General features: G+C 72.7%; 27 protein-coding genes. 21 read left to right on the top strand and 6 right to left on the bottom strand.

From position 1 onward, the window contains the following. The first annotated feature begins 91 nt into the window (after positions 1-91). Genes ACTMTB_RS08475 through ACTMTB_RS08465 form a run of 3 tightly spaced genes read left to right on the top strand, consistent with a single transcriptional unit; the run spans position 92 to position 3,044 of the window. On the top strand, positions 92-856 hold the full coding sequence (locus tag ACTMTB_RS08475) for an ABC transporter ATP-binding protein (protein WP_441143837.1): 765 nt from the start codon (positions 92-94) through the stop codon (positions 854-856). Then, entirely contained in the window at positions 841-2,529 is a 1,689-nt protein-coding gene (locus tag ACTMTB_RS08470; protein ID WP_441143835.1) for an ABC transporter permease, read from the top strand. Before ACTMTB_RS08475 ends, ACTMTB_RS08470 begins: the two co-directional genes overlap by 16 nt. Continuing rightward, positions 2,529-3,044, top strand: coding sequence for an SRPBCC family protein (locus ACTMTB_RS08465; protein ID WP_441143833.1), 516 nt, complete (start codon positions 2,529-2,531; stop codon positions 3,042-3,044). The genes ACTMTB_RS08470 and ACTMTB_RS08465 overlap by 1 nt, the downstream gene beginning before the upstream one ends. A gap of 101 nt (positions 3,045-3,145) precedes the next feature. Here ACTMTB_RS08465 and ACTMTB_RS08460 read toward each other — a convergent pair whose 3' ends face one another. The 3 genes from ACTMTB_RS08460 to ACTMTB_RS08450 all read right to left on the bottom strand — a co-directional run bounded on the left by ACTMTB_RS08460 (position 3,146) and on the right by ACTMTB_RS08450 (position 4,746). Beyond that, positions 3,146-3,400: a hypothetical protein gene (locus ACTMTB_RS08460; protein WP_441143831.1), complete on the bottom strand. Its 255-nt coding sequence runs from the start codon at positions 3,398-3,400 to the stop codon at positions 3,146-3,148. 342 nt (positions 3,401-3,742) lie between these two features. Beyond that, the gene (locus tag ACTMTB_RS08455) at positions 3,743-3,964 is read right to left on the bottom strand and encodes a DUF397 domain-containing protein (protein WP_441143829.1); all 222 of its coding nucleotides are present in this window, start codon (positions 3,962-3,964) and stop codon (positions 3,743-3,745) included. After that, entirely contained in the window at positions 3,961-4,746 is a 786-nt protein-coding gene (locus ACTMTB_RS08450; protein ID WP_441143827.1) for a helix-turn-helix domain-containing protein, read from the bottom strand. Before ACTMTB_RS08450 ends, ACTMTB_RS08455 begins: the two co-directional genes overlap by 4 nt. 196 nt (positions 4,747-4,942) lie before the next feature. Here ACTMTB_RS08450 and ACTMTB_RS08445 point away from each other — a divergent pair, with 196 nt between their 5' ends. From ACTMTB_RS08445 to ACTMTB_RS08385, 13 genes are all read left to right on the top strand, one after another. Continuing rightward, complete coding sequence (locus tag ACTMTB_RS08445) at positions 4,943-5,170, top strand: hypothetical protein (protein ID WP_441143825.1); 228 nt, start codon at positions 4,943-4,945, stop codon at positions 5,168-5,170. 262 nt (positions 5,171-5,432) lie between these two features. Next, positions 5,433-6,188, top strand: coding sequence for a flavin reductase family protein (locus ACTMTB_RS08440; protein ID WP_441144033.1), 756 nt, complete (start codon positions 5,433-5,435; stop codon positions 6,186-6,188). Between the two features lie 221 nt (positions 6,189-6,409). After that, complete coding sequence (locus ACTMTB_RS08435) at positions 6,410-6,781, top strand: DUF485 domain-containing protein (protein ID WP_441143823.1); 372 nt, start codon at positions 6,410-6,412, stop codon at positions 6,779-6,781. Next, positions 6,759-8,432, top strand: coding sequence for a solute symporter family protein (locus tag ACTMTB_RS08430; RefSeq protein WP_154941171.1), 1,674 nt, complete (start codon positions 6,759-6,761; stop codon positions 8,430-8,432). The genes ACTMTB_RS08435 and ACTMTB_RS08430 overlap by 23 nt, the downstream gene beginning before the upstream one ends. A gap of 98 nt (positions 8,433-8,530) precedes the next feature. Beyond that, entirely contained in the window at positions 8,531-9,505 is a 975-nt protein-coding gene (locus ACTMTB_RS08425) for an NAD-dependent epimerase/dehydratase family protein (RefSeq protein ID WP_441143821.1), read from the top strand. Positions 9,506-9,583: 78 nt separating this feature from the next. Then, entirely contained in the window at positions 9,584-10,816 is a 1,233-nt protein-coding gene (locus tag ACTMTB_RS08420) for an LCP family protein (RefSeq protein ID WP_441143819.1), read from the top strand. Positions 10,817-11,048: 232 nt separating this feature from the next. Then, a complete protein-coding gene (locus tag ACTMTB_RS08415; protein ID WP_441143817.1) occupies positions 11,049-12,257 on the top strand; it encodes an LCP family protein in 1,209 nt (402 codons plus the stop codon). Positions 12,258-12,464: 207 nt separating this feature from the next. Further along, the gene (locus ACTMTB_RS08410) at positions 12,465-13,406 is read left to right on the top strand and encodes an LCP family protein (protein WP_441143815.1); all 942 of its coding nucleotides are present in this window, start codon (positions 12,465-12,467) and stop codon (positions 13,404-13,406) included. A gap of 58 nt (positions 13,407-13,464) precedes the next feature. Next, on the top strand, positions 13,465-13,800 hold the full coding sequence (locus tag ACTMTB_RS08405) for a rhodanese-like domain-containing protein (RefSeq protein ID WP_088959745.1): 336 nt from the start codon (positions 13,465-13,467) through the stop codon (positions 13,798-13,800). Between the two features lie 11 nt (positions 13,801-13,811). Then, positions 13,812-14,603, top strand: coding sequence for a glycerophosphodiester phosphodiesterase (locus ACTMTB_RS08400; RefSeq protein WP_441143812.1), 792 nt, complete (start codon positions 13,812-13,814; stop codon positions 14,601-14,603). 52 nt (positions 14,604-14,655) lie between these two features. Next, positions 14,656-16,113: a PAS domain-containing sensor histidine kinase gene (locus tag ACTMTB_RS08395; protein WP_441143810.1), complete on the top strand. Its 1,458-nt coding sequence runs from the start codon at positions 14,656-14,658 to the stop codon at positions 16,111-16,113. Positions 16,114-16,187: 74 nt separating this feature from the next. After that, positions 16,188-16,604, top strand: coding sequence for an ATP-binding protein (locus tag ACTMTB_RS08390; RefSeq protein ID WP_441144031.1), 417 nt, complete (start codon positions 16,188-16,190; stop codon positions 16,602-16,604). A 61-nt stretch (positions 16,605-16,665) separates the two neighbouring features. Beyond that, positions 16,666-17,550 carry a DUF5926 family protein gene (locus ACTMTB_RS08385; protein WP_441143808.1) on the top strand — a complete coding sequence of 295 codons (885 nt, stop codon included), beginning with the start codon at positions 16,666-16,668 and terminating at the stop codon, positions 17,548-17,550. A gap of 49 nt (positions 17,551-17,599) precedes the next feature. On the opposite strand, the gene ACTMTB_RS08380 is transcribed toward ACTMTB_RS08385, so the two are convergent. Beyond that, positions 17,600-18,811, bottom strand: coding sequence for an arginine deiminase (locus ACTMTB_RS08380; RefSeq protein ID WP_441143806.1), 1,212 nt, complete (start codon positions 18,809-18,811; stop codon positions 17,600-17,602). A gap of 162 nt (positions 18,812-18,973) precedes the next feature. On the opposite strand from ACTMTB_RS08380, the gene ACTMTB_RS08375 reads away from it, so the two are divergent. The 5 genes from ACTMTB_RS08375 to pheA all read left to right on the top strand — a co-directional run bounded on the left by ACTMTB_RS08375 (position 18,974) and on the right by pheA (position 22,459). Beyond that, entirely contained in the window at positions 18,974-19,711 is a 738-nt protein-coding gene (locus tag ACTMTB_RS08375) for a hypothetical protein (RefSeq protein WP_441143804.1), read from the top strand. Positions 19,712-19,921: 210 nt separating this feature from the next. Beyond that, on the top strand, positions 19,922-20,380 hold the full coding sequence (locus ACTMTB_RS08370) for a hypothetical protein (RefSeq protein ID WP_441143802.1): 459 nt from the start codon (positions 19,922-19,924) through the stop codon (positions 20,378-20,380). A gap of 76 nt (positions 20,381-20,456) precedes the next feature. After that, positions 20,457-20,846 (top strand): ACT domain-containing protein, encoded by a 390-nt coding sequence (locus tag ACTMTB_RS08365; protein ID WP_154941152.1) that lies wholly within the window; start codon positions 20,457-20,459, stop codon positions 20,844-20,846. A gap of 139 nt (positions 20,847-20,985) precedes the next feature. Then, a complete protein-coding gene (locus tag ACTMTB_RS08360) occupies positions 20,986-21,492 on the top strand; it encodes a hypothetical protein (protein ID WP_441144029.1) in 507 nt (168 codons plus the stop codon). 10 nt (positions 21,493-21,502) lie between these two features. Continuing rightward, a complete protein-coding gene (gene pheA, locus ACTMTB_RS08355; protein WP_441143799.1) occupies positions 21,503-22,459 on the top strand; it encodes a prephenate dehydratase in 957 nt (318 codons plus the stop codon). 38 nt (positions 22,460-22,497) lie between these two features. Here pheA and ACTMTB_RS08350 read toward each other — a convergent pair whose 3' ends face one another. Together ACTMTB_RS08350 and ACTMTB_RS08345 are read right to left on the bottom strand one after the other, a co-directional pair. Then, positions 22,498-23,223, bottom strand: coding sequence for an AIM24 family protein (locus tag ACTMTB_RS08350; RefSeq protein WP_210773886.1), 726 nt, complete (start codon positions 23,221-23,223; stop codon positions 22,498-22,500). 93 nt (positions 23,224-23,316) lie between these two features. After that, positions 23,317-23,676: a metallopeptidase family protein gene (locus ACTMTB_RS08345; RefSeq protein WP_280839077.1), complete on the bottom strand. Its 360-nt coding sequence runs from the start codon at positions 23,674-23,676 to the stop codon at positions 23,317-23,319. Positions 23,677-23,738: the final 62 nt, after the last annotated feature.

The raw sequence follows: 23,738 nt of genomic DNA, 5'->3' as shown, positions 1-23,738 counted from the left end.
TGTGGGCTAGGGACGGGTACGTCCCGGGGAGGACGCGCGATCATCCTGCGGCCGGAGCTTCGGCTGGTCCGGCCCGGATACGGTCGGACGCATGACTGGTGGGCACCCCGCGCTCGCGCTGCGCGGCCTGGCGAAGCAGTTCGACGGCAAGGTCGCGGTGGCGGGCGTCGACCTGGCCGTCCCGGCCGGCTCCTTCTACGGTCTGCTCGGCCCGAACGGCGCCGGCAAGACCACCACGCTGTCGATGGCGGTCGGTCTGCTGCGCCCCGACCACGGCCGGGCCTGGGTGCTCGGGCACGACGTGTGGGCCGACCCGGTAGGCGGGAAGCGGCTGCTCGGCGTCATGCCGGACGGCGTACGGCTCTTCGACCGGCTCACCGGGGCGGAGCTGCTGGCGTACCACGGTCTGCTGCGCGGGATGGACCCGGCGGTGGTCGACCAGCGGGCCGCCGAGCTGCTGGACGTGCTGGCGCTCACCGACGCCGGCCGGACCCTGGTGGTCGACTACTCGGCCGGCATGAAGAAGAAGATCGGCCTGGCCTGCGCGCTGCTGCACGGCCCCCGGGTCCTGGTGCTGGACGAGCCGTTCGAGGCGGTCGACCCGGTCTCCGCCGCGCTGATCCGCGACATCCTCCAGCGGTACGTCTCCGGCGGCGGCACGGTGGTCTTCTCCAGCCACGTCATGGAGGTCGTCGAGCGGCTCTGCTCGCACGTGGCGATCCTCGCCGAGGGCACCATCAAGCGGGTCGGCACCCTGGACGAGGTGCGCGGGGACCGGTCCCTGGAGGAGGTCTTCGTCGAGGTGGTCGGTGGCCGCACCGCGACCGGTGAGGAACTGTCGTGGCTGTCGCGGTGACCGTCCCGGCCGAACCGGTCCGGCGAGTCTCCGCCCGGCACTTCGTCCGGCTCAAGCTGCGGGTGATGGGCAACAACTTCCGGGGCCAGGGCTGGCGGATCGCGATGTTCGTGATCGGCGTCCTGGTCGGCCTCTGGTTCGCCGCCGGCGGTTTCCTGGCGCTGGCCGCGCCGGGCTTCGCCGGCGAGCCGCGGTACGCGCTGATGACCGCCGCGTTCGGCGGTGGGCTGCTGGTGCTCGGCTGGCTGCTGCTGCCGCTGGTCTTCTTCGGCGTGGACGAGACCCTGGACCCGGCCCGGTTCGCGCTGCTGCCGCTGCCCCGCCGCACCCTGGTCGCCGGGCTGTTCGCGGCGGCGCTGGTCAGCGTCCCGGTGCTCGCGGTGCTGCTCGCCGTCTCCGGGCTGGTGGTCACCGCCGCCGCGCTGGGCGGCTGGGCGGCCGGGCTGGTCGCGGCCGTCGGGGTGGTCGCGGGGCTGCTGCTCTGCGTCGCCGCCAGCCGCGCGCTGACCAGCGCGTTCGCCACCATGCTGCGGTCCCGCCGGGTACGCGACCTGGCCGCCGTGCTGCTCGCGGTGGTCGCCGCCCTGCTCGGGCCGTTGCAGATCGCGGTGCTGGCGGCGGTGCGGGAGGCCGACTGGGACCGGCTGGCCGGGGTGGCCGAGGTGGTGGGCTGGACCCCGTTCGGCGCGCCCTGGACGGTCGGCGTGGATGTGGCCGAGGGGCGGGCCTGGGCCGTACCGGTGAAGTTGCTGATCACGGCGGTGACCATCGGCCTGCTGCTGCTGTGGTGGTCGCGGTCGCTGGAGTCGGCGATGGTCGGCGCGGCCAGCGCCGCTCCCGCCAAGGGCCGGCGCGGGCCGGCGGGCGGGGCCGTCGCGCAACTCTTCCCCCGGGCGCTGGCCTGGACGCGCCGGGACCGGTTCGGCGCGCTGGTCGCCCGGGAGGCGCGCTACTGGTGGCGGGACGCCCGGCGCCGGGCCAACCTGATCACCGTCGCGGTGGTCGGGGTCTTCGTGCCGGTGATGGTGAACCTCGGCGGCCCGCAGTTCGCCGCCGAGGACGGCCCGGACCTCACCGCCGGCAACTCGTCGCCGGTCCTGCTCAGCCTGTCGATGCTCTTCGTCGGGGTGCTCGCCTCGGTCACCCTGGCCAACCAGTTCGGCTTCGACGGCAGCGCGTACGCGGCGAACGTGGTGGCCGGGGTGCCCGGTCGGCTGGAGCTGCGCGCCCGGATGACGGCCTTCTCGGTGTACGTGGCGCCGATGCTGGGCGTGGTGTCGGTGGTGATCGCGCTGGTGCTGGGCGAACCCGGCTGGATCGGGGTGGCCGGCGGGGCGCTGCTCGCCGCGTACGGGGCCGGGTTGGCGATCAACGGGTTCGTGTCGGTGCTCGGGGCGTACTCGCTGCCGGAGACGAGCAACCCGTTCGCGATGAACACCGGGGCGGGGGTGGCGAAGAGTTTCCTCACCCTGCTGTCCATGGTCGCCTCGGCGGCCGCCGCGGTACCGATGGTGGTGGCCGCGGCGCTGCTCGGGGACGCCTGGCTCTGGCTGGCCCTGCCCCTCGGCGCGGCGTACGGGCTGGGGGCGGCACTGCTCGGCTCGTACCTGGCCGGGGACGTGCTGGACCGGCGGATGCCGGAGCTGCTGGCCACCGTCACCCCGCGCCGCTGATGCCGGTCGTCGAGGCGGTGGCGACCGTCCCGGTCCCGCCCGAGCTGGCCTTCGCGGTGTCGCAGACCACCGCGCCGGTGCGCTACCGGTGGGACCCGTTCGTCCGGGAGCAGCACTTCACCGACGGGGCGACCCGCCCCGGCAAGGGGGTGCGGACCTTCACCCGCTCCCGCCACGGCCTGGTCATGGTCAGCGAGTACGTCTCGTTCGCGCCGCCGACGAACGTCGGCATGAAGATGGTGCGCGGCCCGTGGTTCTTCGAGATGTTCGCCGGCGGCTGGCGGTTCGCACCCGCTGCGGAGCCCGGCCACACCGTCGCTACCTGGCGGTACAGCTTCCGGTGCCGCCCGGCGTTCCTGCGGCCGGTCGCCGACCGCGTCGGCGTCTGGCTGCTCACCCGGGACATCCGCCGCCGGATCGCCGGCTACGCCGCCGGCTGCGCGGACCCGGAGGTACTGGCCGCCGCCCGCCGCTCGCTCACCGCCGACGATCCGGCCGACGGGGGTACGACCTGAGCGCCCCCGCCCCGGGCGCGCCACTCCCGTTTGCGGCGTGTCGGCGTGTCCGACGGGCCGGACAGCCCGACACGCCGCAAACCGGGTGGATCGAGCGCGGGTCAGACCCGGCGCATGAAGGCGAAGAGGAAGTGGCTGCCGGTGACCGAGGCGACGTTGACCAGTTCCCAGCCGTAGTTCGACAGGTGCTCGACGGCCTCCATGAGCTGGGTGACGCTGTTGCCCATGAACCCGGGCCGGGCCGAGACGGCCAGGTGCCGGAACGGGTAGGCGCGGAGGTCGACCTCGCCGCGCAGGATCGAGTCGGCACCGACGGACCGGGACTGGGCGAGCTGCGGCGGCGTCACGAAGGCCATGCCCGGCACGATAGGCCGTCCGGGCGAGGGCCCCGATTCCGACAAGATCGCGGCCCTGCGGACGAGTACGCACCGACCACGGCGCCGGCCAGCGACTCGCTGGCCCCGCGCGACCGCGCCACCGTGTCGGTGATCACCGGTCCCGGGTCGGCCGCGCGGTTCGCGCGAGCCCGACGGCGGACGGTGGTCGGAGGTCCTTTCGAGCTGATGTCGTCAACGACTCAGGCTCCGGGCCCGACGGGTTTGATTCGTTCACAACATCAGTTCGAAAGGGCCTGCAGAGCGCCCTGCCTCGTCCGGGCCGGGCAGAGGTCGGGCCCGGCAGAGGTCGGGCCCGGCGGATCATGCGGGCAGGGCCGGACCTCGATCGGTCGGCGGAGCGGAAGGCGTCTGCGCGACGAATGACCGCCAGGCGTCGGGAGCGAAGGTGAGGGTCGGGCCGGAGCGGTCCTTGCTGTCCCTCACCAGCACCACGCCAGGCAGGTTGTCCGCCACCTCGACGCAGTTACCGCCAGAGTCCGTCGATCGGCTGGAGGTGCGCCAGTGCGGCTTGATCATCGTCATGGCGTCACCTTCAGCTTCCGGATCAAATCCAGCGAGGCGCCTGTGGACAGTGCTTCGCCGAGCAGGCTATCCCACTTGCGATCGATCAAGCCGATCATTTCAGGGTCGTCCATGACGTGTCCCCGAGCGGCATTCTCCAGGTAGAGGGCCCTGTCGCCGTCCGGCAGCTCAGCAAGCACGAACCCACCGCCGAGCCCGACGTGCTCCCCGACGCTCAGCGGAATAACGTGCAGCCGGAGGAACGGCAGGTCGGCCACACCCAGGAGTCGACCGAGTTGCTCATCGAGCACGGCAGGCCCACCAACCGGACGGTGCAGCGCCGACTCATCGAGCAGAAAGACGCAGTGCGGTGGCTCGTCGCGGTGCAGCAGTTGCTGCCGCTCCATTCGCACCGCCACCAACTCGTCCACCATCGCTGGCGCGTGCAGCCCACCGGCCGAGATGACCGCGTGCGCATACTTCTCGGTTTGGAGCAGGCCGGGCACCAGGCAGGCTTCGAAAGCACGCAGTCGAGTGGCCTGCTGTTCGTAGCCTCGCCAGGGCGCGAACCAGGACGGCCCCCGCTCCTGGTCGGCCACCTTGAGTAGTTCGGCGAGGAGGCCGCCGGTGCCGAGGGCCTGGTCGGCGGCGACGGCGAACTCCATGGTCGGCCGGCGGCGGCCGGTCTCGATCGCCGCCACAGTCGACGGACTCCACTTGATCGTGGCGGCCAGCCCCTCCTGGGACACCTCGGCACCCGCTCGGGCGGCCTTCAACGCCCTGACCCACATCTCGACGTTCATCCTTACCTCTCCGGTAAGTACGTGACCCCGCTGCGTAGTAAGCCCTGGCATCCTCCCCTGCGACCGGCCCGCCGTCCAGGGTGGAGAACACGCGGCCCGGCCGGTGGAGGCGTCGACCCGGCGGCCGGTCCTGCGTCGGGTCGCCCCGGTCAATCCCCCGACCGGGGCGACCCCCGAGACCGGGAGGAAGTCAGCGATGTTCGGGTTCATCCGCCGCAGGAACGCCGCGCTGTGGCCGTACCGGAGGAAGAAGGTGGCACCGGCGACCGGCGTGCCGGGCGCGACCGAGCCGCAGGGGTCGGTGGGCCGGCCGAACCAGCCGCCGGCGTGGGCGACCGCGCCGACGGTCGCCCTGCCGCGACCGGGCCGCGCAGGCTGGCTGACCCCGGCGCAGACCTGGCGGGCGAACGGCGGACGGTGGTGACCACCGCCCGGGCGTGTCGCGCCGGGAAGGCGGACACGACCCTGAGCGTGATGCCTCTGAGTCATAAATATGCCTCTGAGTCATCACGCTCGTTGCGGCAAGCGCCTCCAGCCGCCGACACGCCGGAACCCGCCCGGCGTAGCGCCAGCGCGCGGACCGTCGCCGCGCGGACCGCCAGCGCGCGGATCATCGCCGCGTCGGCTATCGCCGTGCCGACCGGCAGAGGGGAACGGCGGTGAGCAGGCGGGTGCCGCATCTGCCGATGCGGCCGCTCTGGCGGTGCCGGGCCTGCGGCGCGCACTGGCCGTGTCAGCCGGCCCGACTCGTCCTGCTGGTCGAGTACCGGCACGACCGGACGGCGCTGCTGGTGTACCTGGGCGGGCTGATGGCCGAGGCCGCCGATCAGCTCGCCCGACTCCACCCGCAGGCCCGACCGACCGACCTGCACGAGCGCTTCCTTGGCTGGGCGCGGGCCCGGGGCGGCACAATGTTTCACGTGAATCATGAGCCGGGTGCCGAGATCCACCACACCGATCCGTTCGCGGTGCCCGCCGGGCAGCGCTCGCCCGTACGCCGGTTGCGGGGTCGGCTGGCGGCGCCGGTGACCCTCTGGACGGCGCCCGGCCCGGCGGGGCTGACCGTCTCGTCCACCCTGGTCGCCGAGGGTGAGCCGGACCGGCTGCTCGGGCTGATCGACGCGGAGTCGGACCTGTGGGCGGCGGTGGAGGGGGCCGGCCGGTTCGCGGTGGCGCCGTTGGGGCCGCCGCACCGGCAGCTCGCCGACCGGTTCGCCGGGCTCTTCCCCTCCCCGGGCGGGCTCTTCGCCACCGGATCGTGGCTCGACACCCCCTACGGCCCGGTCCCCAGCGACGCCGGCGGGTGGGCCGGCTGCCGGCTCGACGACGCCCGGGAGTACGGCTGGGGTCTGCTGGTCGAGGCCACCATCGAGGCGGTCGACCTGACCGAGGAGACCATGCCGCTGCTGCACTACCGGGGCCGGTACCACGAGCTGACCTGACGGCCCGGCGCCAGCACCTGGCGGCCCACCGACCAGCTCGTGGTGGCCCGGCGAGCGCCCGCCCGACCTACCGCTCATCGGAGTGACCTGCGTCACTCGGCGCAACCCGCAGACCGTTCGGCGCAGCCGCCGACCGGCCCCGATCTCGGCCTTCCCTGGATGGGAGCGCGCTCTCTACGGTGCGCGAAACTCCCCAGGCCTGTGAAGGTGGTGATCCACAGATGTCCACGGACACACCCGCGTCCGCGCCCGCCGAGTCGGCGGCGGAGCGGTATCTCGCCGTACAACGGTCGGACGAGTTCGCCGGGTTGCGTCGCGCGTTGCGCGGCTTCGTCTTCCCGATGACCGTCGCGTTCTTCCTGTGGTACGCGCTCTACGTCATCCTCTCCGCCTACGCGCGGGGCTTCATGGGCACGAAGCTCTTCGGCAGCAACATCAACGTCGCCCTCGTCTTCGGCCTGCTCCAGTTCCTCTCCACCTTCCTGATCGCCTGGCTCTACTCCCGGTACGCCGACCGGAAGATCGATCCGGTCGCCGACCGGATCCGCGCCGAGATCGGGGAGGTGACCCATGAACACGGTCCTCGCGGCTGAGGCGGGCAGCACCACCGCCCGCAACCTCACCATCACGCTCTTCCTGGTCTTCGTGGCGGTGACCCTGGCCATCACCATCTGGGCCAGCCGGCAGACCAAGACCGCCACCGACTTCTACGCCGGCGGCCGATCCTTCTCCGGCTTCCAGAACGGCATGGCGATCGGCGGCGACTACATGTCGGCCGCGTCGTTCCTCGGCATCGCCGGCATCATCGCCCTCTACGGCTACGACGGCTTCCTCTACTCGATCGGCTTCCTGGTCGCCTGGCTGGTGGCCCTGTTGCTGGTGGCCGAACTGCTGCGCAACTCCGGCCGGTACACGATGGCCGACGTGCTGGCCTTCCGGATGCGGCAGCGTCCGGTGCGTACCGCCGCGGCCGTCTCCACCATCACCGTGTCGATCTTCTATCTGCTGGCCCAGATGGTGGGCGCGGGCGCGCTGGTCGCGCTACTGCTCGGCATCAAGCCGGGGACGACCTTCCTCGGCATGGACGCGGACACCGCCAAGGTCGCCACCATCATCATGGTCGGCGCGCTGATGATCATCTACGTCACGGTAGGTGGCATGAAGGGCACCACCTACGTGCAGATCGTCAAGGCGTTCCTGCTGATGGGCGGCGCGCTGGTGATGACGTTGCTGGTGCTGGCGAAGTACAAGTTCAACCTGTCGTCGCTGCTCGGTGACGCCGCCGCCTCCTCCGGCAAGGGCAGCGCCTTCCTCGAACCCGGGCTGCGCTACGGCGTCGAGGTGGCCGGCAATTCGACCCAGACGTTCTACAACAAGATCGACCTGCTCTCGCTCGGCATCGCGCTGGTGCTCGGCACGGCCGGCCTGCCGCACATCCTGATCCGCTTCTACACCGTCCCGACCGCCAAGGCGGCCCGCAAGAGCGTGCTGTGGGCGATCGGCATCATCGGCACCTTCTACCTGCTCACCCTGGCGCTCGGCTTCGGCGCCGCGGCGCTGGTCGGCAGCGAGGCGATCACCGCCCAGGACAAGGCGGGCAACACGGCGGCGCCACAGCTCGCCGAGGCGCTCGGCATCGACTTCCTCGGTGGCGATCTCGGCGGGGCCACCCTGCTGGCGATCATCGCGGCGGTCGCCTTCGCCACCATCCTGGCCGTGGTCGCCGGTCTGACCCTGGCCTCCTCCTCCAGCCTGGCGCACGACTTCTACGCCAACGTGCTGAAGAACGGCCAAGCCTCCGAACGGCAGGAGGTAACCGTCGCCCGCGTCTCCGCCCTGGTCATCGGCGCGGTCTCGATCGTGCTCTCGATCTTCGCGCAGAGCCTGAACGTGGCCTTCCTGGTGGCGCTGGCCTTCGCGGTGGCCGCGTCGGGCAACCTGCCGGCGATCCTCTACAGCCTCTTCTGGAAGCGGTTCAACACCTCGGGGGCGGTCTGGGCCATCTACGGCGGACTGCTGGCCGCCGTGTTCCTGGTGTTCTTCTCACCGGTGGTCTCCGGGGCACCGACCTCGATGTTCCCGGACCAGGACTGGCAGTGGTTCCCGCTGTCCAACCCGGGCATCCTCTCGATCCCGTTCGGCTTCCTGTGTGGCTGGATCGGCACGGTGATCTCGAAGGAGCGCGACGAGGAGAAGTACGCGGAGCTGGAGGTGCGGGCGCTGACCGGCGCGGGAGCGCACTGACGTCCACCACCGAAGGGGCCCCGGCGCGCGTGCCGCGCCGGGGCCCCTTACCGCATGCCGCGCCGTATCCGGGGGGCACCCTTAGTAGGCTGGCCGGCATGAAGGTAGCCCCGCGTTTCGGCAGCGGTCATCGCGTCCTGGTCACCGGCGGCGCCGGTTTCGTGCCGTCCCACCTGGTCGACGCCCTCGTCGGGCGCGGCTGCCAGGTCGTCGCGCTGGACAACTTCGTCACCGGTTCGAAGGACAACGTCGCGCACCTGCTGGACAACCCGTCCTTCGCCCTGGTCGAGGCGGACATCTCCGACGGGCTGCCGCCCCACCCGGCGCTGGCCGAGCGGTTCGACGCCGTCCTGCACATGGCCTCCCCGGCCAGCCCGACCGACTTCGAGAAGCTGCCGGTGGAAATCCTCCGGGTCGGCTCGGCGGGCACCCTGCACCTGCTGGAGCGCGCGCTCGCCGACGGCGCCCGGTTCCTGATGGCCTCCACCTCCGAGGCGTACGGGGATCCGAAGGAGCACCCGCAGCGCGAGACGTACTGGGGCAACGTCAACCCGATCGGGGTGCGCGCCGTCTACGACGAGGCGAAGCGCTTCTCCGAGGCGGCCACCATGGCGTACCACCGGAGCAAGGGGCTGGACGCGGCGATCGTCCGGATCTTCAACACGTACGGCCCGCGGATGCGCCCCGACGACGGCCGGGCCATCCCCACCTTCATCTCCCAGGCGCTGCGCGGCGAGCCGATCACCGTGCACGGCACCGGCAACCAGACCCGCTCGATCTGCTACGTCGACGATCTGGTGCGCGGCATCCTGCTGCTGCTCGACTCGACCGAGACCGGGCCGATCAACTGCGGCACCGAGCACGAGATGAGCATGCGGCAACTCGCCGAGACGATCGTGTCACTCTGCGGAAGCAGCTCCGAGGTGACGTACATCACCCGCAGCGCGGACGATCCGGAGATGCGTCGACCTGATCTCACCCTCGCCCGGGAGCTGCTGGGATACGAACCCACCGTGGCGCCCGAAGACGGACTGCGACGCACGATCGACCACTTCCGGGCGCGGCTAGGGTAGCGCTCCGCCCGGCACGCGGGACGCGACGCGGCGTTCGCCTTCGGGCAACGCTCGACCGGCATACGTACGCTGAATCGCATGTCCGCCACATCGTCAGCCGGCGTCCCGCTTCCGTACACGCACCGGAGCGCCGGACGCGCCGCGGTCCCCGGTCCCGACCGGGCCGCCGGGCGCGCCCGGCGGTCCGAGACGCAGTGGTACCCGTCGTACGACGAGGAGCGCCCCCGCTCCGGCGGGCCCGGCGGCCCGGGCGGACCCGGCACGCCGCCGGGGCCGGGCGGTCCGGGTGGCCCCGGCCGGCGTGGCCCCCGCCCGCGCTGGGGACGGATCGGCCTGGTGGCCGGCGTGGCGGTGCTGGTGCTGGCGCTGCTCGGCGGCCTGGGGGCGTGGGTCTACACCGACAACCTCGACAAGGACCTGGCCCGCACGGACCCGTTCTCGGAGATCACCGGCGGGCGGCCGGCCAAGGCGGTGAACGGCGCGCTGAACATCCTGCTGGTGGGCTCGGACTCGCGCGACCCGGACGCGCCGGTGGACAAGCAGAGCCAGTGGCGGGCCGACACGATCATCGTCATGCACATCCCCGCCGACCACAAGTCGGCCTACCTGGTCTCCATCCCGCGTGACCTGTACGTGCCGATCCCGGAGAGTGCCGGCGCGGAGTGCGACTCCGGGCGGCGCGCGAAGATCAACGCGGCGTTCGCGTTCGGCGGCCTCCCGCTGGCGGTCCGCACGGTGGAGTGCTTCAGCGACGTCCGGATCGACCACGTGATGGCGATCGACTTCGGCGGCTTCAAGGAGGTCACCGACGCGCTCGGCGGGGTGGACCTCAAGGTGGAGCGGAGCATCACCTCGATCCACAAGCCGTACCGGAAGTTCACCAAGGGCACCATGCACATGGACGGCGCCACGGCACTGGACTGGATCCGGCAGCGCAAGCAGTTCCCGGAGGGCGACTTCGCCCGGATGCGCCACCAGCAGGAGTTCCTGCGCGCGCTGATGGACAAGGCGGCGAGCACGGGCACGCTGGCCAATCCGAAGAAGCTGAACGCCTTCCTCCAGTCGGTCACCGACGCGGTGACCGTCGACAACGGCTTCTCGCTGGTCGACATGGGTGTGCAGTTCCGCAGCCTGCGCGGCGAGAACCTGACCTTCATCACCAGCCCGAACACGGGCAGCGACACGATCAACGGCGAGTCGGTGGTGGTCTCCGACCGGGCGAAGGCGCTGGCGATGTACAAGGCGATGTCGGCGGACACGATGGCGGCCTGGGTGGCGGCCAACCAGGACCCGGACACCAAGGGCAACTGACCCGGGCGGCCGGTGTTGCCGGCACATTTCGACGGACGTCATCAGAGGTGCGCTCACGTCTGGTTCCATCATCGGCCGCCAACCACCGACCAGACGTATTGACTCATCCGTTCGGTTGAATTGCCGCCGGAAGTGCCGGGATATCCAGGAATTGAGCGCCTGACGATCTCGCCTTGACGGGAAGCGGTACGTAGAGTGGTCCCGCCCCCCGACCAATCGAGCTGGAGCACGCATGCCGGTTCAGACCAGCCCCCGCCCGACGTCGCAGGATTCCGACCCGTACGCACGGCCGTCGACGATCCCGTCCCAGGGCGGTCGGGGCGGTCAGCGCACCGGCGGCGCCAGGAAGCGCACCAAGCGCAAGGACCCGCTCTGGGCCCGCCTGACGGTGATCTTCGGCGCCGTGCTGATGATGACCAGCGGCGTCGCCATCGTCGGCAGCAAGGCGCTGATCAGCCAGGCGACCGGCAACATCTCCCAGAAGAACCTGCTGGGCGGGGCGGGCAAGACCGACGCCGAGGGCGGCGCCGACCTGGATGGCCCGATCGACATGCTGCTGCTGGGCGTGGACGCCCGCGAGCGCTGGGCCGCCGACGACGTCCGGGCGGACAGCATCATCGTGCTGCACATCCCGGCCAGCCACGACCAGGCGTACATGATCTCGATCCCCCGGGACACCGAGGCGCAGATTCCCGCCTTCAAGAAGAGCGGCTACGCCGGTGGCACCGACAAGATCAACGCGGCGTTCCAGGCCGGCGCCCGCAACGGCGGCGGCTGGGAGGGCGGTGCCCAACTGATGGCCCAGACCATCAAGAACATGACCGGGATCAGCTTCGACGGCGCCGCGATCATCAACTTCGGCGGATTCAAGAGCGTCATCGACACCCTGGGCAGCGTCCGGATCTGCGTCAAGCACGAGGTGCAGTCGATCCACACGGTGATGGTCGACGGCAAGCACATGTGGAAGGCGGACGCCAAGAAGACCGGCCGGCCGATGACCCCGGTGGTCTACAAGAAGGGCTGCCGCGAGATGTCCGGCCTCGAGGCGCTGGACTACTCCCGGCAGCGCTACGGCCTGCCCGGCGGCGACTACGACCGGCAGCAGAACCAGCAGCAGCTCATCAAGGCGATGGCCCGCAAGGCCACCGAGAAGGGCATGCTGACCAACCCGGTCAAGGTCAACCAGTTGATCCGGGCGGCGGGCAAGGCCTTCATCCTCGACGTCGGCGAAGCATCGGTCGCCAACTTCATCTACACCCTGCGCGGGGTCAGCGCCAACGAGTTGACGATGCTGCGCACCAACGGCGGCAAGTTCAACGGCAACGCCAACAACCGTGAGGCGCTCAGCCCGCAGACGCTGGAGATGTTCCAGGCGGTCAAGCACGACAAGCTGGGCGAATTCGTGTACGCCAACCCGGCGGTCCTCTCCACCCGCAGCTAACCCCGATGACCGGCCGGCAGTCACGGCGAAACCAGCCCCGAGCGCAGTGACTGACCCGTAGCCTGAAGTGAGCATGTCTCACGTAACGGCCACGGGGAGGGCGTCACGGCCAGGTCAGCGAGGTCCGACCGAGGGCTGGACGGACCGCCACCCGGCCGCCGGGCCACCCGTTGGCCGAGGGTCCTGCTCCGGCTCGGACTCGCCCTGGTGCTGGTCGCCGTCGTCGCCGTGGTCGGCATCAAGGCACTCACCGCGCGGTACGAGCGCACCATCACCCGGGAGCAACTGCTCGCCCGGGACGCCCGGCAACCCCGCACCGACCTCTCCGAAGGGCTGAACTACCTGCTCGTCGGCACCGACCGACGGGGTGGGACCGACGGGCCGGACCAGCGCTCCGACACCATCCTCATCGTGCACGTCCCGCCCGGCCTGCGGCAGGGCTACCTGGTCTCCGTCCCGCGCGACCTGCTGGTGGCCATCCCGCCCGGCGGCAACGGCTACGGCGGCGGGCAAGACAAGATCAACGCCGCGTACGAGCACGGCGGCGGCGGCCAGGGCGGCGCCCAGTTGCTCTCCTCCACCCTCACCCGGCTCACCGGCATCCGCTTCGACGGGGCGGCGCTGGTCGACTTCGCCGGCTTCAAGCGGGTCATCGACCTGCTCGGCGGGATCCGGATGTGCGTCGACACCGAGGTCCGGTCGATCCACACCGGCACCCTCTTCACCCCCGGCTGCGAGCAGATGGACGGCGCCCGGGCGCTGGACTACGTGCGGCAGCGCTACGACCTGCCCGGCGGCGACTACGACCGGCAGCGGCACCAGCAGCAGATGCTGCGGGCGGTGCTGGAGCGGGCCGGGGAGACGAACCTGCGCGGCGACCCGCTGAAGCTGGACCGGGTGCTGCGGGCAGTGGGCGGCTCGCTGACCCTGGACACCAACGGCGTCCGGGTCGAGGACCTGATGGTGGCCCTGGGGTCGCTGCCGTCGGACGCGCTGAGCGGGGTGCAGGTGCCGTCGTACCCGGAGACCATCGACGGGATCTCCTACGTGGTGCTCGACAACGGCGGCAACGGCCTCTTCGACGCCGTACGCGGCGAGCGGGTGCCGGGCTGGGCGGCGGCCAACCCGCGCTGGGTCACCCGGTTGTGAGCGGGCGTACCGGCCGGGCCCGTGCCGATGCCGCCGGTGAGGATCTAGGCTGCTACCCGTGTTCGGATCCCAGGTACCCAGCGTTCCCGTGACCGAGATCGACGACGAGACCTACCTGCTGGACGTCCGCGAGGACGACGAGTGGGTGGCGGGCCACGCCCCCGGCGCCCACCACCTGCCGATGATGGAGCTGCCGGCCCGGCTGGCCGAGGTGCCCACCGACCGGGACGTCGCGGTGATCTGCCGTTCCGGCGGGCGCTCCGCCCAGGTCGTCGGCTACCTGCTCAACAACGGATGGGAGCAGGTGCGCAACGCCGACGGCGGGATGCGCCAGTGGGAGGCCGTCGGCCGGCCGGTGGTCGGCGGGGACGGGCAGCCCGGCCGGGTCATCTGAGAGCCGGCGCCATGGGCGATCCGCTGGTCTTCGCGCACCGCGGCGCGTCGGCCGACCTGCCCGAGCACACCCTCGCGGCGTACCTGCGTGCCCTCGACGAGGGCGCCGACGGGCTGGAGTGCGACGTCCGGCTCACCCGCGACGGGCACCTGGTCTGCGTGCACGACCGCCGGCTGGACCGGACCAGCAACGGACGCGGGCTGGTCAGCGCCCGTACCCTCGCCGAGCTGGAGCTGCTCGACTTCGGCTCCTGGCATCCGGGCTGCGTACCGGCCGACGGCGACGAGGTGCTGGACGAGTCGCACACCCGGCTGCTCACGCTGGAACGGCTGCTGGAGGCCGTACTGGCCGCCGGCCGGCCGGTCCGGCTGCTGGTGGAGACGAAGCACCCGTCCCGCTACGGCGGCGACGTCGAGCGCCGGCTGGTCGCGCTGCTGCGCCGGTACGGGCTCGCCGAACCCGGCCCGGACGACCCGGTACGGGTCACCGTGATGTCCTTCTCCCCGCTGGCCGTACGCCGGGTCCGGGAGCTGGCCCCGGCGCTGCCCACGGTGCTGCTGCTGGAGGTGCTGCCGCGCTGGCTGCGACTCGGCCGGCTGCCGTTCGGCGCCGGGATCGCCGGGCCCGGCATCGGCCTGGTCCGGGCCCGCCCGCAGCTGGTGCCCGCCCTGCGGGCCGCCGGCAATCAGGTGTACGTCTGGACCGTCAACGAGCCGGACGACCTGGAGCTGGTGCTGGCCGCCGGGGTGGACGGGGTGATCACCGACCGACCGGCGCGGACGCTGGCCCGGCTGGGCCGGTGAGGCCCACCGGACGGGGCTGCCCGAACTCCGCCCGAGGGGGCACACTCGGGACATGCCGGAGCGTACCGATCTCGCCGCCCTGATCACCGGCCACAGCGCGGTGATCGAGATGATCAATTCCGGAGACGCGGGCCTGCCCGTCCTCACCCAGCTGCTCCGGGTGGCCCGCTCGGCGGTGGGCGCGGCCAGCGTGGCCTTCGTCGAGTTCGCCCCGACCGGCGGCCGGGTCATCGCGGCCAGCGGCAACGCCAAGTGGATGATCGGCCGCCCGCTGCCCGCGTCCGACCCGGTGACCGTCTGCCTGCTCGCCGGCCCCCGGGTCCGGCAGGTCCGGGTGGACCACCTCCCCGGGCAGCTCGCCGGGGAGCTGGCCGCCCGCGGGCTGCGCCGGATGATCGGGGCCCGCGCCGAGATCGGCGGGCTGACCGTCGGCAGCCTGCACGCCCTCTACGCCGACGGCGAGGACGCCGCCGACCCGGAGGGGCAGGCCGTGCTGGGCTACGTGGCCGCCTGCATCGCCCACATGTACGGCGACCAGAGCGGCCTGCCGGTGCACGGCGACGGCCCGGTGGTCGCGGCGCTCGCCGACGGTCTGGCCGTGGTCGACCGGGAGGGGCACGTGCGGCTCTGGAACCCGGCCGCCGCCCAGGTGACCGGCCGCTCCTCCGCCGAGGCGCTGAACCGGCCGCTGCCCTTCCCGCTCCCCCCGTCCGGCCAGGTGCTCGACCACCAGATGCCGGACGGACGCTGGCTGCGGATCACCTCCGGGGAGCTGGCCGGGCCCGGCACCCAGCGGGTGGTCACCTTCCGCGACATCACCGACCAGCAGCGCCGCGACTCCGAGCGCGACCTCTTCGTCGCGGTGACCAGCCACGAGCTGCGCACCCCGGTCACCGTGATCAAGGGGTACGCGGACACCCTCACCGACCACTGGGAGTCGCTGACCGACACCGACCGCCGGCAGGCGGCCCGGATCATCGGGCAACGCGCCAACGAACTGGCCCGGCTGATCGACCGCCTGCTCTCCTCGGCCATCGACGGCCGGCCCGGCGGTGAGCCGGCCGTGCCGTTCGACCTCGGAGAGGCGCTGCGCGCCACCGTGCCGGACCTCCCCGCCGACCTGCGTCACCGGCTCGTCCTCGACCTGCCGGCCGGCCTGCCCAAGGCGCTCGGCGACCGGCACAGCATGGCCACCGTCCTGACCGAGCTGGGCACCAACGCCGCCAAGTACTCGCCGCCGGAGTCGCCGATCGAGGTCACCGCCGGCACCGACGGGCAGACCGTGCTGTTCCGGGTCAGCGACCGGGGCATCGGCATCCGGCCCGAGCACGTGGAGCGCGCCTTCGACCGGTTCTGGCAGGGCGAGTCCGGGGACCGCCGGGGCTATCCCGGCGCCGGGCTCGGCCTCTATCTCGTCCGCCGGATCGTTGAACAGCAGAATGGATGGGTATCCCTCCGGCCGAGGAACGGTGGCGGTACCGTCGCAGAGGTGCGGCTGCCCCGGGGATGACCTGCGCGGGGCACCGGGGGACGGGGCGAGAAGGAGCGAGGGTGTCGACGCACGCGGTCGAACGTTCGTGGTGCGTGGTGGTTCCCCACCACGCCACCGGAGCGCGGCTGGCCCGGCACCGGCTCGCCGACGAACTCGCCGAGGTCGTACCCCCGGTCCTGCTGGCCGACCTGGTGGCGGTCCTGGCCGAGCTGGTGGGCAACGCCGTCCGGCACGCCGACCCGCTGCCCGGCGGGGTGGTCCGGGTGGCCTGGCGGCTGCGGCCCACGTCGGGCGGCCCGACCGTGTCGATCCGGGTGACCGACGGTGGCGCGCCGGCCGGCCCGCGGATGCGGGCGGCCAGCCCGGACGCGGTCGACGGCCGTGGCCTGCACATCGTCGCCGGCCTGGCCAGCCGCTGGGGAGTCGAGCGGGACGGCCTGGGCCAGAGCGTCTGGGCCGAGTTCGACCCGACCGGCTCGGCCCGACCGGACCTGGTCGTCGCCGGTTGAGCCGGCCCCGGGGGCGGGTCCTCCCCACACCGTCCCGGCCGGGCCTCTAGGCTGTCTCGCCGTGAGCAAGCGTCGAAAGAACCAGCGCGCCGTCGAAGCGACCCCCCGCCGGGAGAAGGTCCGCGACATCTTCGTCCCCCGTCCCTTCGAGGGACTGGTGGACGAGCCGGAGTGGATCGCCCTGCGCGAGCTGGTGCCGGCCGCCTCCGCGCCGCTGCGGCTCACCCCGGAACTGGTCGAGGAGTACGGCGAGCGCCCGGTCACGCTCGCCACCGTGCTGCCGATGGCCGCCCCGGCGATGACCAAGCCGGACGGGCGGGTCTTCATCGGGTTGCAGCGCCACCAGCAGTCCGGTGACGTCTCCCGCGACCTGGCCGAGGCGCTGCTCTGCGCGCTGCGCACCGAGCCGGGCGGCCAGGTGACCGTGCCGCCGCTGCCGGGTCCGGGCCCACGCCTGCAGGACGTCCTGGTGGACGGCCCGCTGGAGATCACCATGCACGACGGCTTCGACTTCTGGCTGGACCCGGGCGCGGCCGACGACCCGTCGGTGCAGGCGTCGCTGGAGCGGGCGAACGCCGCGATCTACCCGACCGTACGGCTCGCCGCCGGCCGGGCCGCCTACTGGTGCCAGGTGCCGGAGAAGGCGCACGTGCGCTGGGTGCTGCCGGAGGACGAGGACACCGCGCTGGACGCGTTGTCCCGGCTCTCCGCCGCCGGCACCCTCACCCTGGGCGAGGGCACCCGCTTCGCCGGCATGTTCCGCGCGCACGGCCGGCTGGTGCCGGTCTGGGACCTGCCCGAGGACGTCCCGGCCGCCGACTGGGAGGCGCCGGCGAGCGCCTTCGCCGAGCGGTACGCCGAGATGCTGGAGGAGAAGGAGCCGCTGGACGCCGCCGGGCGGCGGGCCCGCCAGGGGCTGCTCGGCCGCCAGCTCACCCTGCGCTGACCCACGCCCGACCGGCCGCTTCCGGGCCCGCGACGGCCCGGAAGCGGGGTCAGGGCCGTCGTAGTGGCTCGCGGACCAGCGGGCAGGACATGCAGCGCGGGCCGCCCCGACCCGAGCCCAGCTCGGAACCGGCGATCGGGATGACCTCGATGCCGGCCCGTTCGAGCTGGGCGTTGGTCTCGGTGTTGCGCTCGTAGCCGACGCAGAGCCGGGGCGCCAGGGCGAGGGTGTTGTTGCCGTCGTCCCACTGCTCGCGTTCGGCGGTGACCGGATCCAGCCCGGTGTCGATCACCCGGAGCTGGTCGAGGTCCATCGCGTCGGCGGCGGCGCGCAGGAACGGCGCGGGGCCGTCCACCCGCGGCTCCCCGTCCGGCCCGGCGATCACCGTGTACGCCGACAGGCTGCTGGCGATGTTCGGGTACATCAGCACCGCGTCGGCGTCGACCATCGTGCAGACCGTGTCGAGGTGCATGGTGGCGCGTTCCTGGGCGATCGGCACCACCAGGATGGTGTGCGCCAGCCCGGCGGCGAAGACCTGCCGGGCCAGCCGCTCCGCGCCGGCCGGGGTGGTCCGCTCACCCACCCCGACCGCGAGCACGCCGGGGGCGAGCAGCAGCACGTCGCCGCCCTCCAGGTGCTCCAGCTCGGGGTGGTAGACGGCCTGGGTGCCGACGAAGCGTGGGTGGTGGCGGTAGATCGCGTCGGTCAGGGTGGACTCCCGCCGGCGGGCCGGCATGGCGAGGCTGGTGACCCCGACCCGGTCACCGATCCACAGTGACGAGTCGCGCGTGAAGAGCAGGTTGGGCAGCGGGTCGATGACGAAGTCGTGCCGGTCCATCAGCGTCCACACCAGCCCGCCGGGGCGTTCCGGGCTGATCCGCACCTCCTCGTGGGCGAGCCCGGCGATGAACACGTCGGCCAGCGCCGCCGGATCGAGGTAGGCGAGGTGGTCGGCGACGCGGCGGCGCAGCGTCTCGCCGAGTCGGGGCGAGCGGAGCACCACCTCGGTCAGCTCGGCGCGCGCGTCGGGGACGGCCAGGGTCTCGGCCAGCAGGGTGGCGAGGTAGAGCACCTCCACGCCGCGCCCGCGCAACGCCGCCGCGAAGGCGTCGTGCTCCTCCTGCGCCCGTCCCACCCATGGGATAGCGTCGAAGAGCAACGAGTCGTTGTTGCGGGGGGTGAGCCGGGCCAGCTCGGGCCCGGGGCGGTGCAGCAGCACCGTGCCGAGCCGACCGACCTCGCTGTCCACGTAGTGGGTCACCCTCGCAGCGTAGGGCAGGTGCGAAGGGCGTTCGGGAGAGAAGTGTGGATGAATATGGCATTCATCCGCACTCATTCCGGCGCTCCAACTTGCCGTACCCGGGGGATGGCAACGTAGGGTAGTGAGGACATAACTTCGAGGGACCTTTTGCCGGAGGTCGCGATGACTGTCTTTCCCGCTCGTCGAGCCGTACCCACCCGGGCACTGCCGCCCGTGGCGGTGCCGCACCCCCGGACCGAGGCGCCGTCGGCGCTGGAGCCGGCCCGCCCGACCCCGTTGGAGTGGGCCCGCCGCCGTCGGGCGGAGCGCGGCGCGCGCCGGCTGGAGGCCGCCGGGGCGCGCGCGCTCGGTCAGCTCGACCACCTGGGCCCCGCCTGGCACGTCATCGAGTGGCCGCGTACGGACGTCGCCGACGTGCTGCTCGACCGCGGCCAGGACGACCGGGCCGGTTTCCTCGCCATCGGCCCGAGCGGGCTCTTCGCGGTGAGCATCGCCGACCACGGGCGCGCCCGGGTGCTGGTCGCCGGGGACGTCGTCCAGATCAACGGCAAGCGGCCGCCGTACGTGGCCGAGGCGCGGCGCGACGCCAAGCGGGCGAGCAAGGCCCTCTCCGACGCGGTCGGGCTGCCGATCCCGGTGACGCCGGTGCTGACCTTCGTCGGCTCCGGCGTCATCAGCGTCTACGGCCTGCCCAAGGACTGCCTCATGGCGACCCACCGGGAGCTGGACCGGCTCCTCGTCGCCGGAGGCAACCGGATCAGCCCGGCCACCGCCGAGAAGCTGTCCCGGGTCGCGCAGCAGCCGCAGACGTGGCTCAACGGCACGTACCGTCCCGCCGCCGACTACCGGTGGTACGACGAGGGCCGAACGGCCGCTGACAAGCCGGCCGCCCGCCGGTAACGTCACCGACGACGCCACGGCACCCGGTGTTCACCGAGGTCACCCAAGGTCCGCGCCGTTGCCGGCCGCCCGGTCGTTCCGGGCATCCGATCGTCACCGGCGGCCGGTGACAGCAGCGCGGTACAGCGACCGTCGCGGCGACCGGCTAGCGTGGACAGACCGTCGGTGTACACTAGCGTGGACAGACCGTCGGTGTACATAGGAGGCTCGGTGGCCCACGTCGAACTCTCGCTCTCCGAAGTGTTCGCGCCGGCGTCGCGGACACCGACAGAGCCGGGGTGCGACAACGTCGGGCAGTGGTCGGCCATGGTCTCCCACGCCGAGGAGCCCTGCCTGCTGATCGACGCGGACACCCGGGTCGTGGCGATCTCGTCCGCCGGCTGCGACCTGCTCTGCCTGGGCGCACCAGAGGACGTGGTGGGCCTGCCGCTGCTGGAGGGCGGCCTGCGGCTGCTCGACTTCACCGCCGCCCGGGGCGAGCTGACCGAGCAGGAGACCGACAAGATCCCGCCGCTGCTCGCCCTGCACTCCGGCCGGCTGGCCCGGGGCCTGCTCCGGGTCCAGCCCGCCGGCGAGGACGTGCCCGACGCCACCGTCGACGCCATCTCCACCCCCGTGCTCACCGACGGCTCGGTCGCCGGCTCACTCACCTTCTTCTCCGAAATCTGACCTGCGTCCGAGGTGTGGCGGGCGCCGCACGCCGCGATGCTGGGGCGGGCCGGCACCGACGCCGTAAGGTGCCCTCATGCTCGATGTCGCCCTGCTCCCGGGGGAGTACGCCGTGTGCCGGCTGGCCGCCGGCACCTCCCTGCCCCCCGCCCTGTGGGCCGAGCCGGGCGTCGCGGACGTGGTCACGGTGAGCTGGACGGCCGACGGGATCTCGGTCATCTGCCCCGCCGGCCGGGCGCCCGCGCAGGCGGACGTCGAGACCGACTGGCGGTGCCTGCGCGTGGTCGGGCCGGTCGGCCTCGCGCTCACCGGCACCCTCGCCGCCCTGGTCGACCCGCTCGCCGAGGCCCGGGTCAGCGTGGTCGCGTTCTCCACCTACGACACCGACCACGTGCTGGTCCCGGCGGTACGCCTCGGCGAGGCGACCGGCGCGCTGGAACGGGCCGGGCACCGGGTGCTGCGCTGACCTTCACCGCGCCGCCGGATCCTCCTACGATGGGCTCGGCCACCCCCGGCCGTCCCGACCCGATGCCCACCCGAGGCTCGATCCCCCCGAGGACCGGTCCGTGCCGCCTGACGCACCGCACCGCACCCCACCCCGCCGGCTGGCCGTCGCCGGCGTACTGCTCGCCGTCGTGCCGCTCGCCGCCTGCGGCGCCCCGCCGGAGCCCGCCCCCGCGCCGGTCACCAGCTCCCGGCCGGCGCTCGTCACCCCCGCGGCGCCGACCGCCGCCCCGCCGGTGACCCCGCCGCTGGGCATCGCGCCGACGCTCCCGCCGACGCCCAGCCCCACGCCCGGCCTGGTCGCCGTCGCCTGCGCCGGCCGGCCCTCCGCCGACCGGGTGGTGGGGCTGCTGCGCGGCCGGGTGCTCCCCCGGGGCGTGTCGGTGCGCGCCACCCAGGGGCCGCTCTGCGCGGCCGACTGGCAGTACACCGTGCTGGCCGTGACCGGGCACGAGGAACTCCAGGTGGTCACCCGTACCGAGTCCGCCGCGTTGCGCCTGGTCACCGCCGGGACCGACGTCTGCTCGATCGAGGTGCGGACGGTCGCGCCGCCCGGCATCCGGACGTTGGCCTGCGACGCCGGCACGGGGGCGGTACCCGGTGCGTAGGCTGGGCGACATGCCCGGTACACCACCGACCCGTTACGTCTACCTCGGACCCGAGGGCACCTTCGCCGAGCAGGCGCTGCGCACCGTGCCCGCCGCCGAGCACGGCAGCCGTACGCCGGCGCGCAGCGTCGGCGAGGCGCTGGAGAGCGTCCGGGCGGGGGACGCCGACGCGGCCCTGGTGCCGCTGGAGAACTCGATCGGCGGCGCGGTCGGGGTGACCCTGGACGAGCTGGCCGAGGGGGACCCGGTGGTGATCACCCGGGAGGTGATCCTGCCGGTCGAGTTCGTGCTCGGCGCCCGCCCCGGCACCACACTCGGCGCGGTCCGCAGCGTGGCGGCCCATCCGCAGGCCTCCACCCAGTGCCGGAACTGGCTGCGGAACCACCTGCCCGACGCGACGGTGGTCGACGTGCTCTCCAACGGCGCGGCGGCGGCCGGCGCGGCCGCCGGTGACTACGACGCGGCGATCTGCGCCCCGATCGGGGCCACCCGGCACCGGCTGGCCGTGCTCGCCGACAAGATCGCCGATCATCCCGACGCGGTGACCCGCTTCGCGCTGGTGTCCCGCCCCGGCCCGCCGCCGCCCCCCACCGGGGACGACGTCACCTCGCTCGCCGTCTACATCGCCCACGACCGGGTGGGCGCCCTGCTGTCGGTGCTGATGGAGCTGGCCGTACGCGGGGTCAACCTGACCCGGATCGAGTCCCGCCCGACGGGCGAGGCGCTGGGCCGGTACGTCTTCTTCCTCGACTGCACCGGGCACGTGGCCGACGTACGGATGGGCGAGGCGTTGCAGGGGCTGCGGCGGGTCTGCGCCGACGTGCGCTTCCTCGGGTCGTACCCCCGGCACCGCTGGGTCGACGGGACGGCCGAGCGGCCGGTCCCGGCACCCGCCGGGCTCTCCGACGCCGACTACGCCGACGCGGCGGCCTGGCTGGCCCGGCTGCGGGCCGGCGAGCTGAGCTGACCCGGCGGGGCACCCGGACCGGGCACCCCGCCGACCCGTCAGCTGAGCAGGCCGCCGAGCAGGCCACCCTGCTGCTGCTGCTGGGTGCCGCTGCCCATGACCGGCGGCTCCTCGGAGGGCTGCACCACCACGAAGCCCTGACCGGCGAAGCTCATCGTGAACGCCTCGCCGGTGCTGCGGCCGAGCAGCGTGCCCAGGCCGAGCTGCTCGGCCCGGTGGTAGCCGGTCTGCAGGTTGGCCGACCAGCAGACGGCGGCCTGCGGGTCGACGTAGGTGGGGGCGTCGACGTTGAGCACCACCGGGGTGCCCTTGGTGGTGATGGCGATCCGGCCGTGGCCGCTGAAGACGCAGTTGAACAGGCCGGACGACGAGGCCATGCCGGCGCCGCCGACCATCTTGATGTCGTACGACAGGGTCGAGTCGAAGGCCAGCACGCTGGAGCCGTTGATGGAGAGGGCGTCGCCCGGCTCCAGGTCGATGATGTGCACGTCCTTGGCCAGCTCGGCGAGGAAGACGTCACCCTGGCCGCTGAGCTTCATCAGCGGCACACCCTCACCGGTCAGCCGCTGCTTGATGAACTTGCCGATGCCACCGGAGCCGAGCGCCTGGAACTGCACCTGCCCCTGGTAGGCGACCATCGAGCCGACCCGGGCCATGGCCTCGCCGTTCAGCTCGATCTTCAGCATCTTGGAGTTCTGCAGCCGCATGCCGGGCTGGGCGGACTCCTTCTCGAGGTTCTCCGCGGAGAACAGCGCGCTGCGCATCGGTTTCCTCCTGGTTCGGGGTGTGTCTCACCGGAGGGTAGGTGACCAGCGCAACCGGTCGCATCGGCCGAGCGGGGCCGCCGAGCAGGACCGTCAGCCCCAGCCCAGGGCGTGCAACCGGTCGTCGTCGATGCCGAAGTGGTGGGCGATCTCGTGGACCACGGTCACCGCCACCTCGTCGACCACGTCGTCCTCGCTGTCGCAGATGCGCAGGATCGGGCGGCGGTAGATGAGGATCCGGTCCGGCAGCACGCCGGTGTAGTCCCATCCCCGGCTGGTGAGCGCGTGCCCCTCGTAGAGGCCGAGCAGGTCCTCGCCGGGCGGCGGGTCGTCCTCGACCAGGATCACCACGTTGCTCATCAGCCCGAGCAGCTCCTCGGGCACCTCGTCGAGGGCTTCCCCGACCAGCTCCTCGAAGCGTTCCCGGCTCATCTCGACCGCCACGCCGTCCATTGTCCCCGACGCCGGGCGACCCGCCCGGTCAAGATCCGCGCGGAGCCACGGAAAGGGTGCCG

Origin of the sequence: Micromonospora sp. L32 (genome assembly GCF_052068055.1) — a bacterium.
Lineage (GTDB): Bacteria > Actinomycetota > Actinomycetes > Mycobacteriales > Micromonosporaceae > Micromonospora > Micromonospora purpureochromogenes.
The sequence above is the reverse complement of the archived record's forward strand: the minus strand, read 5'-3'. Positions and strand labels throughout refer to the sequence as shown.

Coding starts and splice junctions, on each gene's coding strand:
- ACTMTB_RS08475 (WP_441143837.1), top strand. CDS start 92: ATGACTGGTGGGCACCCCGCGCTCGCGCTGCGCGGCCTGGCGAAGCAG.
- ACTMTB_RS08465 (WP_441143833.1), top strand. CDS start 2,529: ATGCCGGTCGTCGAGGCGGTGGCGACCGTCCCGGTCCCGCCCGAGCTG.
- ACTMTB_RS08460 (WP_441143831.1), bottom strand. CDS start 3,400: ATGGCCTTCGTGACGCCGCCGCAGCTCGCCCAGTCCCGGTCCGTCGGT.
- ACTMTB_RS08455 (WP_441143829.1), bottom strand. CDS start 3,964: ATGACGATGATCAAGCCGCACTGGCGCACCTCCAGCCGATCGACGGAC.
- ACTMTB_RS08450 (WP_441143827.1), bottom strand. CDS start 4,746: ATGAACGTCGAGATGTGGGTCAGGGCGTTGAAGGCCGCCCGAGCGGGT.
- ACTMTB_RS08445 (WP_441143825.1), top strand. CDS start 4,943: ATGTTCGGGTTCATCCGCCGCAGGAACGCCGCGCTGTGGCCGTACCGG.
- ACTMTB_RS08440 (WP_441144033.1), top strand. CDS start 5,433: ATGCGGCCGCTCTGGCGGTGCCGGGCCTGCGGCGCGCACTGGCCGTGT.
- ACTMTB_RS08435 (WP_441143823.1), top strand. CDS start 6,410: ATGTCCACGGACACACCCGCGTCCGCGCCCGCCGAGTCGGCGGCGGAG.
- ACTMTB_RS08430 (WP_154941171.1), top strand. CDS start 6,759: ATGAACACGGTCCTCGCGGCTGAGGCGGGCAGCACCACCGCCCGCAAC.
- ACTMTB_RS08425 (WP_441143821.1), top strand. CDS start 8,531: ATGAAGGTAGCCCCGCGTTTCGGCAGCGGTCATCGCGTCCTGGTCACC.
- ACTMTB_RS08420 (WP_441143819.1), top strand. CDS start 9,584: ATGTCCGCCACATCGTCAGCCGGCGTCCCGCTTCCGTACACGCACCGG.
- ACTMTB_RS08415 (WP_441143817.1), top strand. CDS start 11,049: ATGCCGGTTCAGACCAGCCCCCGCCCGACGTCGCAGGATTCCGACCCG.
- ACTMTB_RS08400 (WP_441143812.1), top strand. CDS start 13,812: ATGGGCGATCCGCTGGTCTTCGCGCACCGCGGCGCGTCGGCCGACCTG.
- ACTMTB_RS08395 (WP_441143810.1), top strand. CDS start 14,656: ATGCCGGAGCGTACCGATCTCGCCGCCCTGATCACCGGCCACAGCGCG.
- ACTMTB_RS08375 (WP_441143804.1), top strand. CDS start 18,974: ATGACTGTCTTTCCCGCTCGTCGAGCCGTACCCACCCGGGCACTGCCG.
- ACTMTB_RS08365 (WP_154941152.1), top strand. CDS start 20,457: ATGCTCGATGTCGCCCTGCTCCCGGGGGAGTACGCCGTGTGCCGGCTG.
- pheA (WP_441143799.1), top strand. CDS start 21,503: ATGCCCGGTACACCACCGACCCGTTACGTCTACCTCGGACCCGAGGGC.
- ACTMTB_RS08350 (WP_210773886.1), bottom strand. CDS start 23,223: ATGCGCAGCGCGCTGTTCTCCGCGGAGAACCTCGAGAAGGAGTCCGCC.
- ACTMTB_RS08345 (WP_280839077.1), bottom strand. CDS start 23,676: ATGGACGGCGTGGCGGTCGAGATGAGCCGGGAACGCTTCGAGGAGCTG.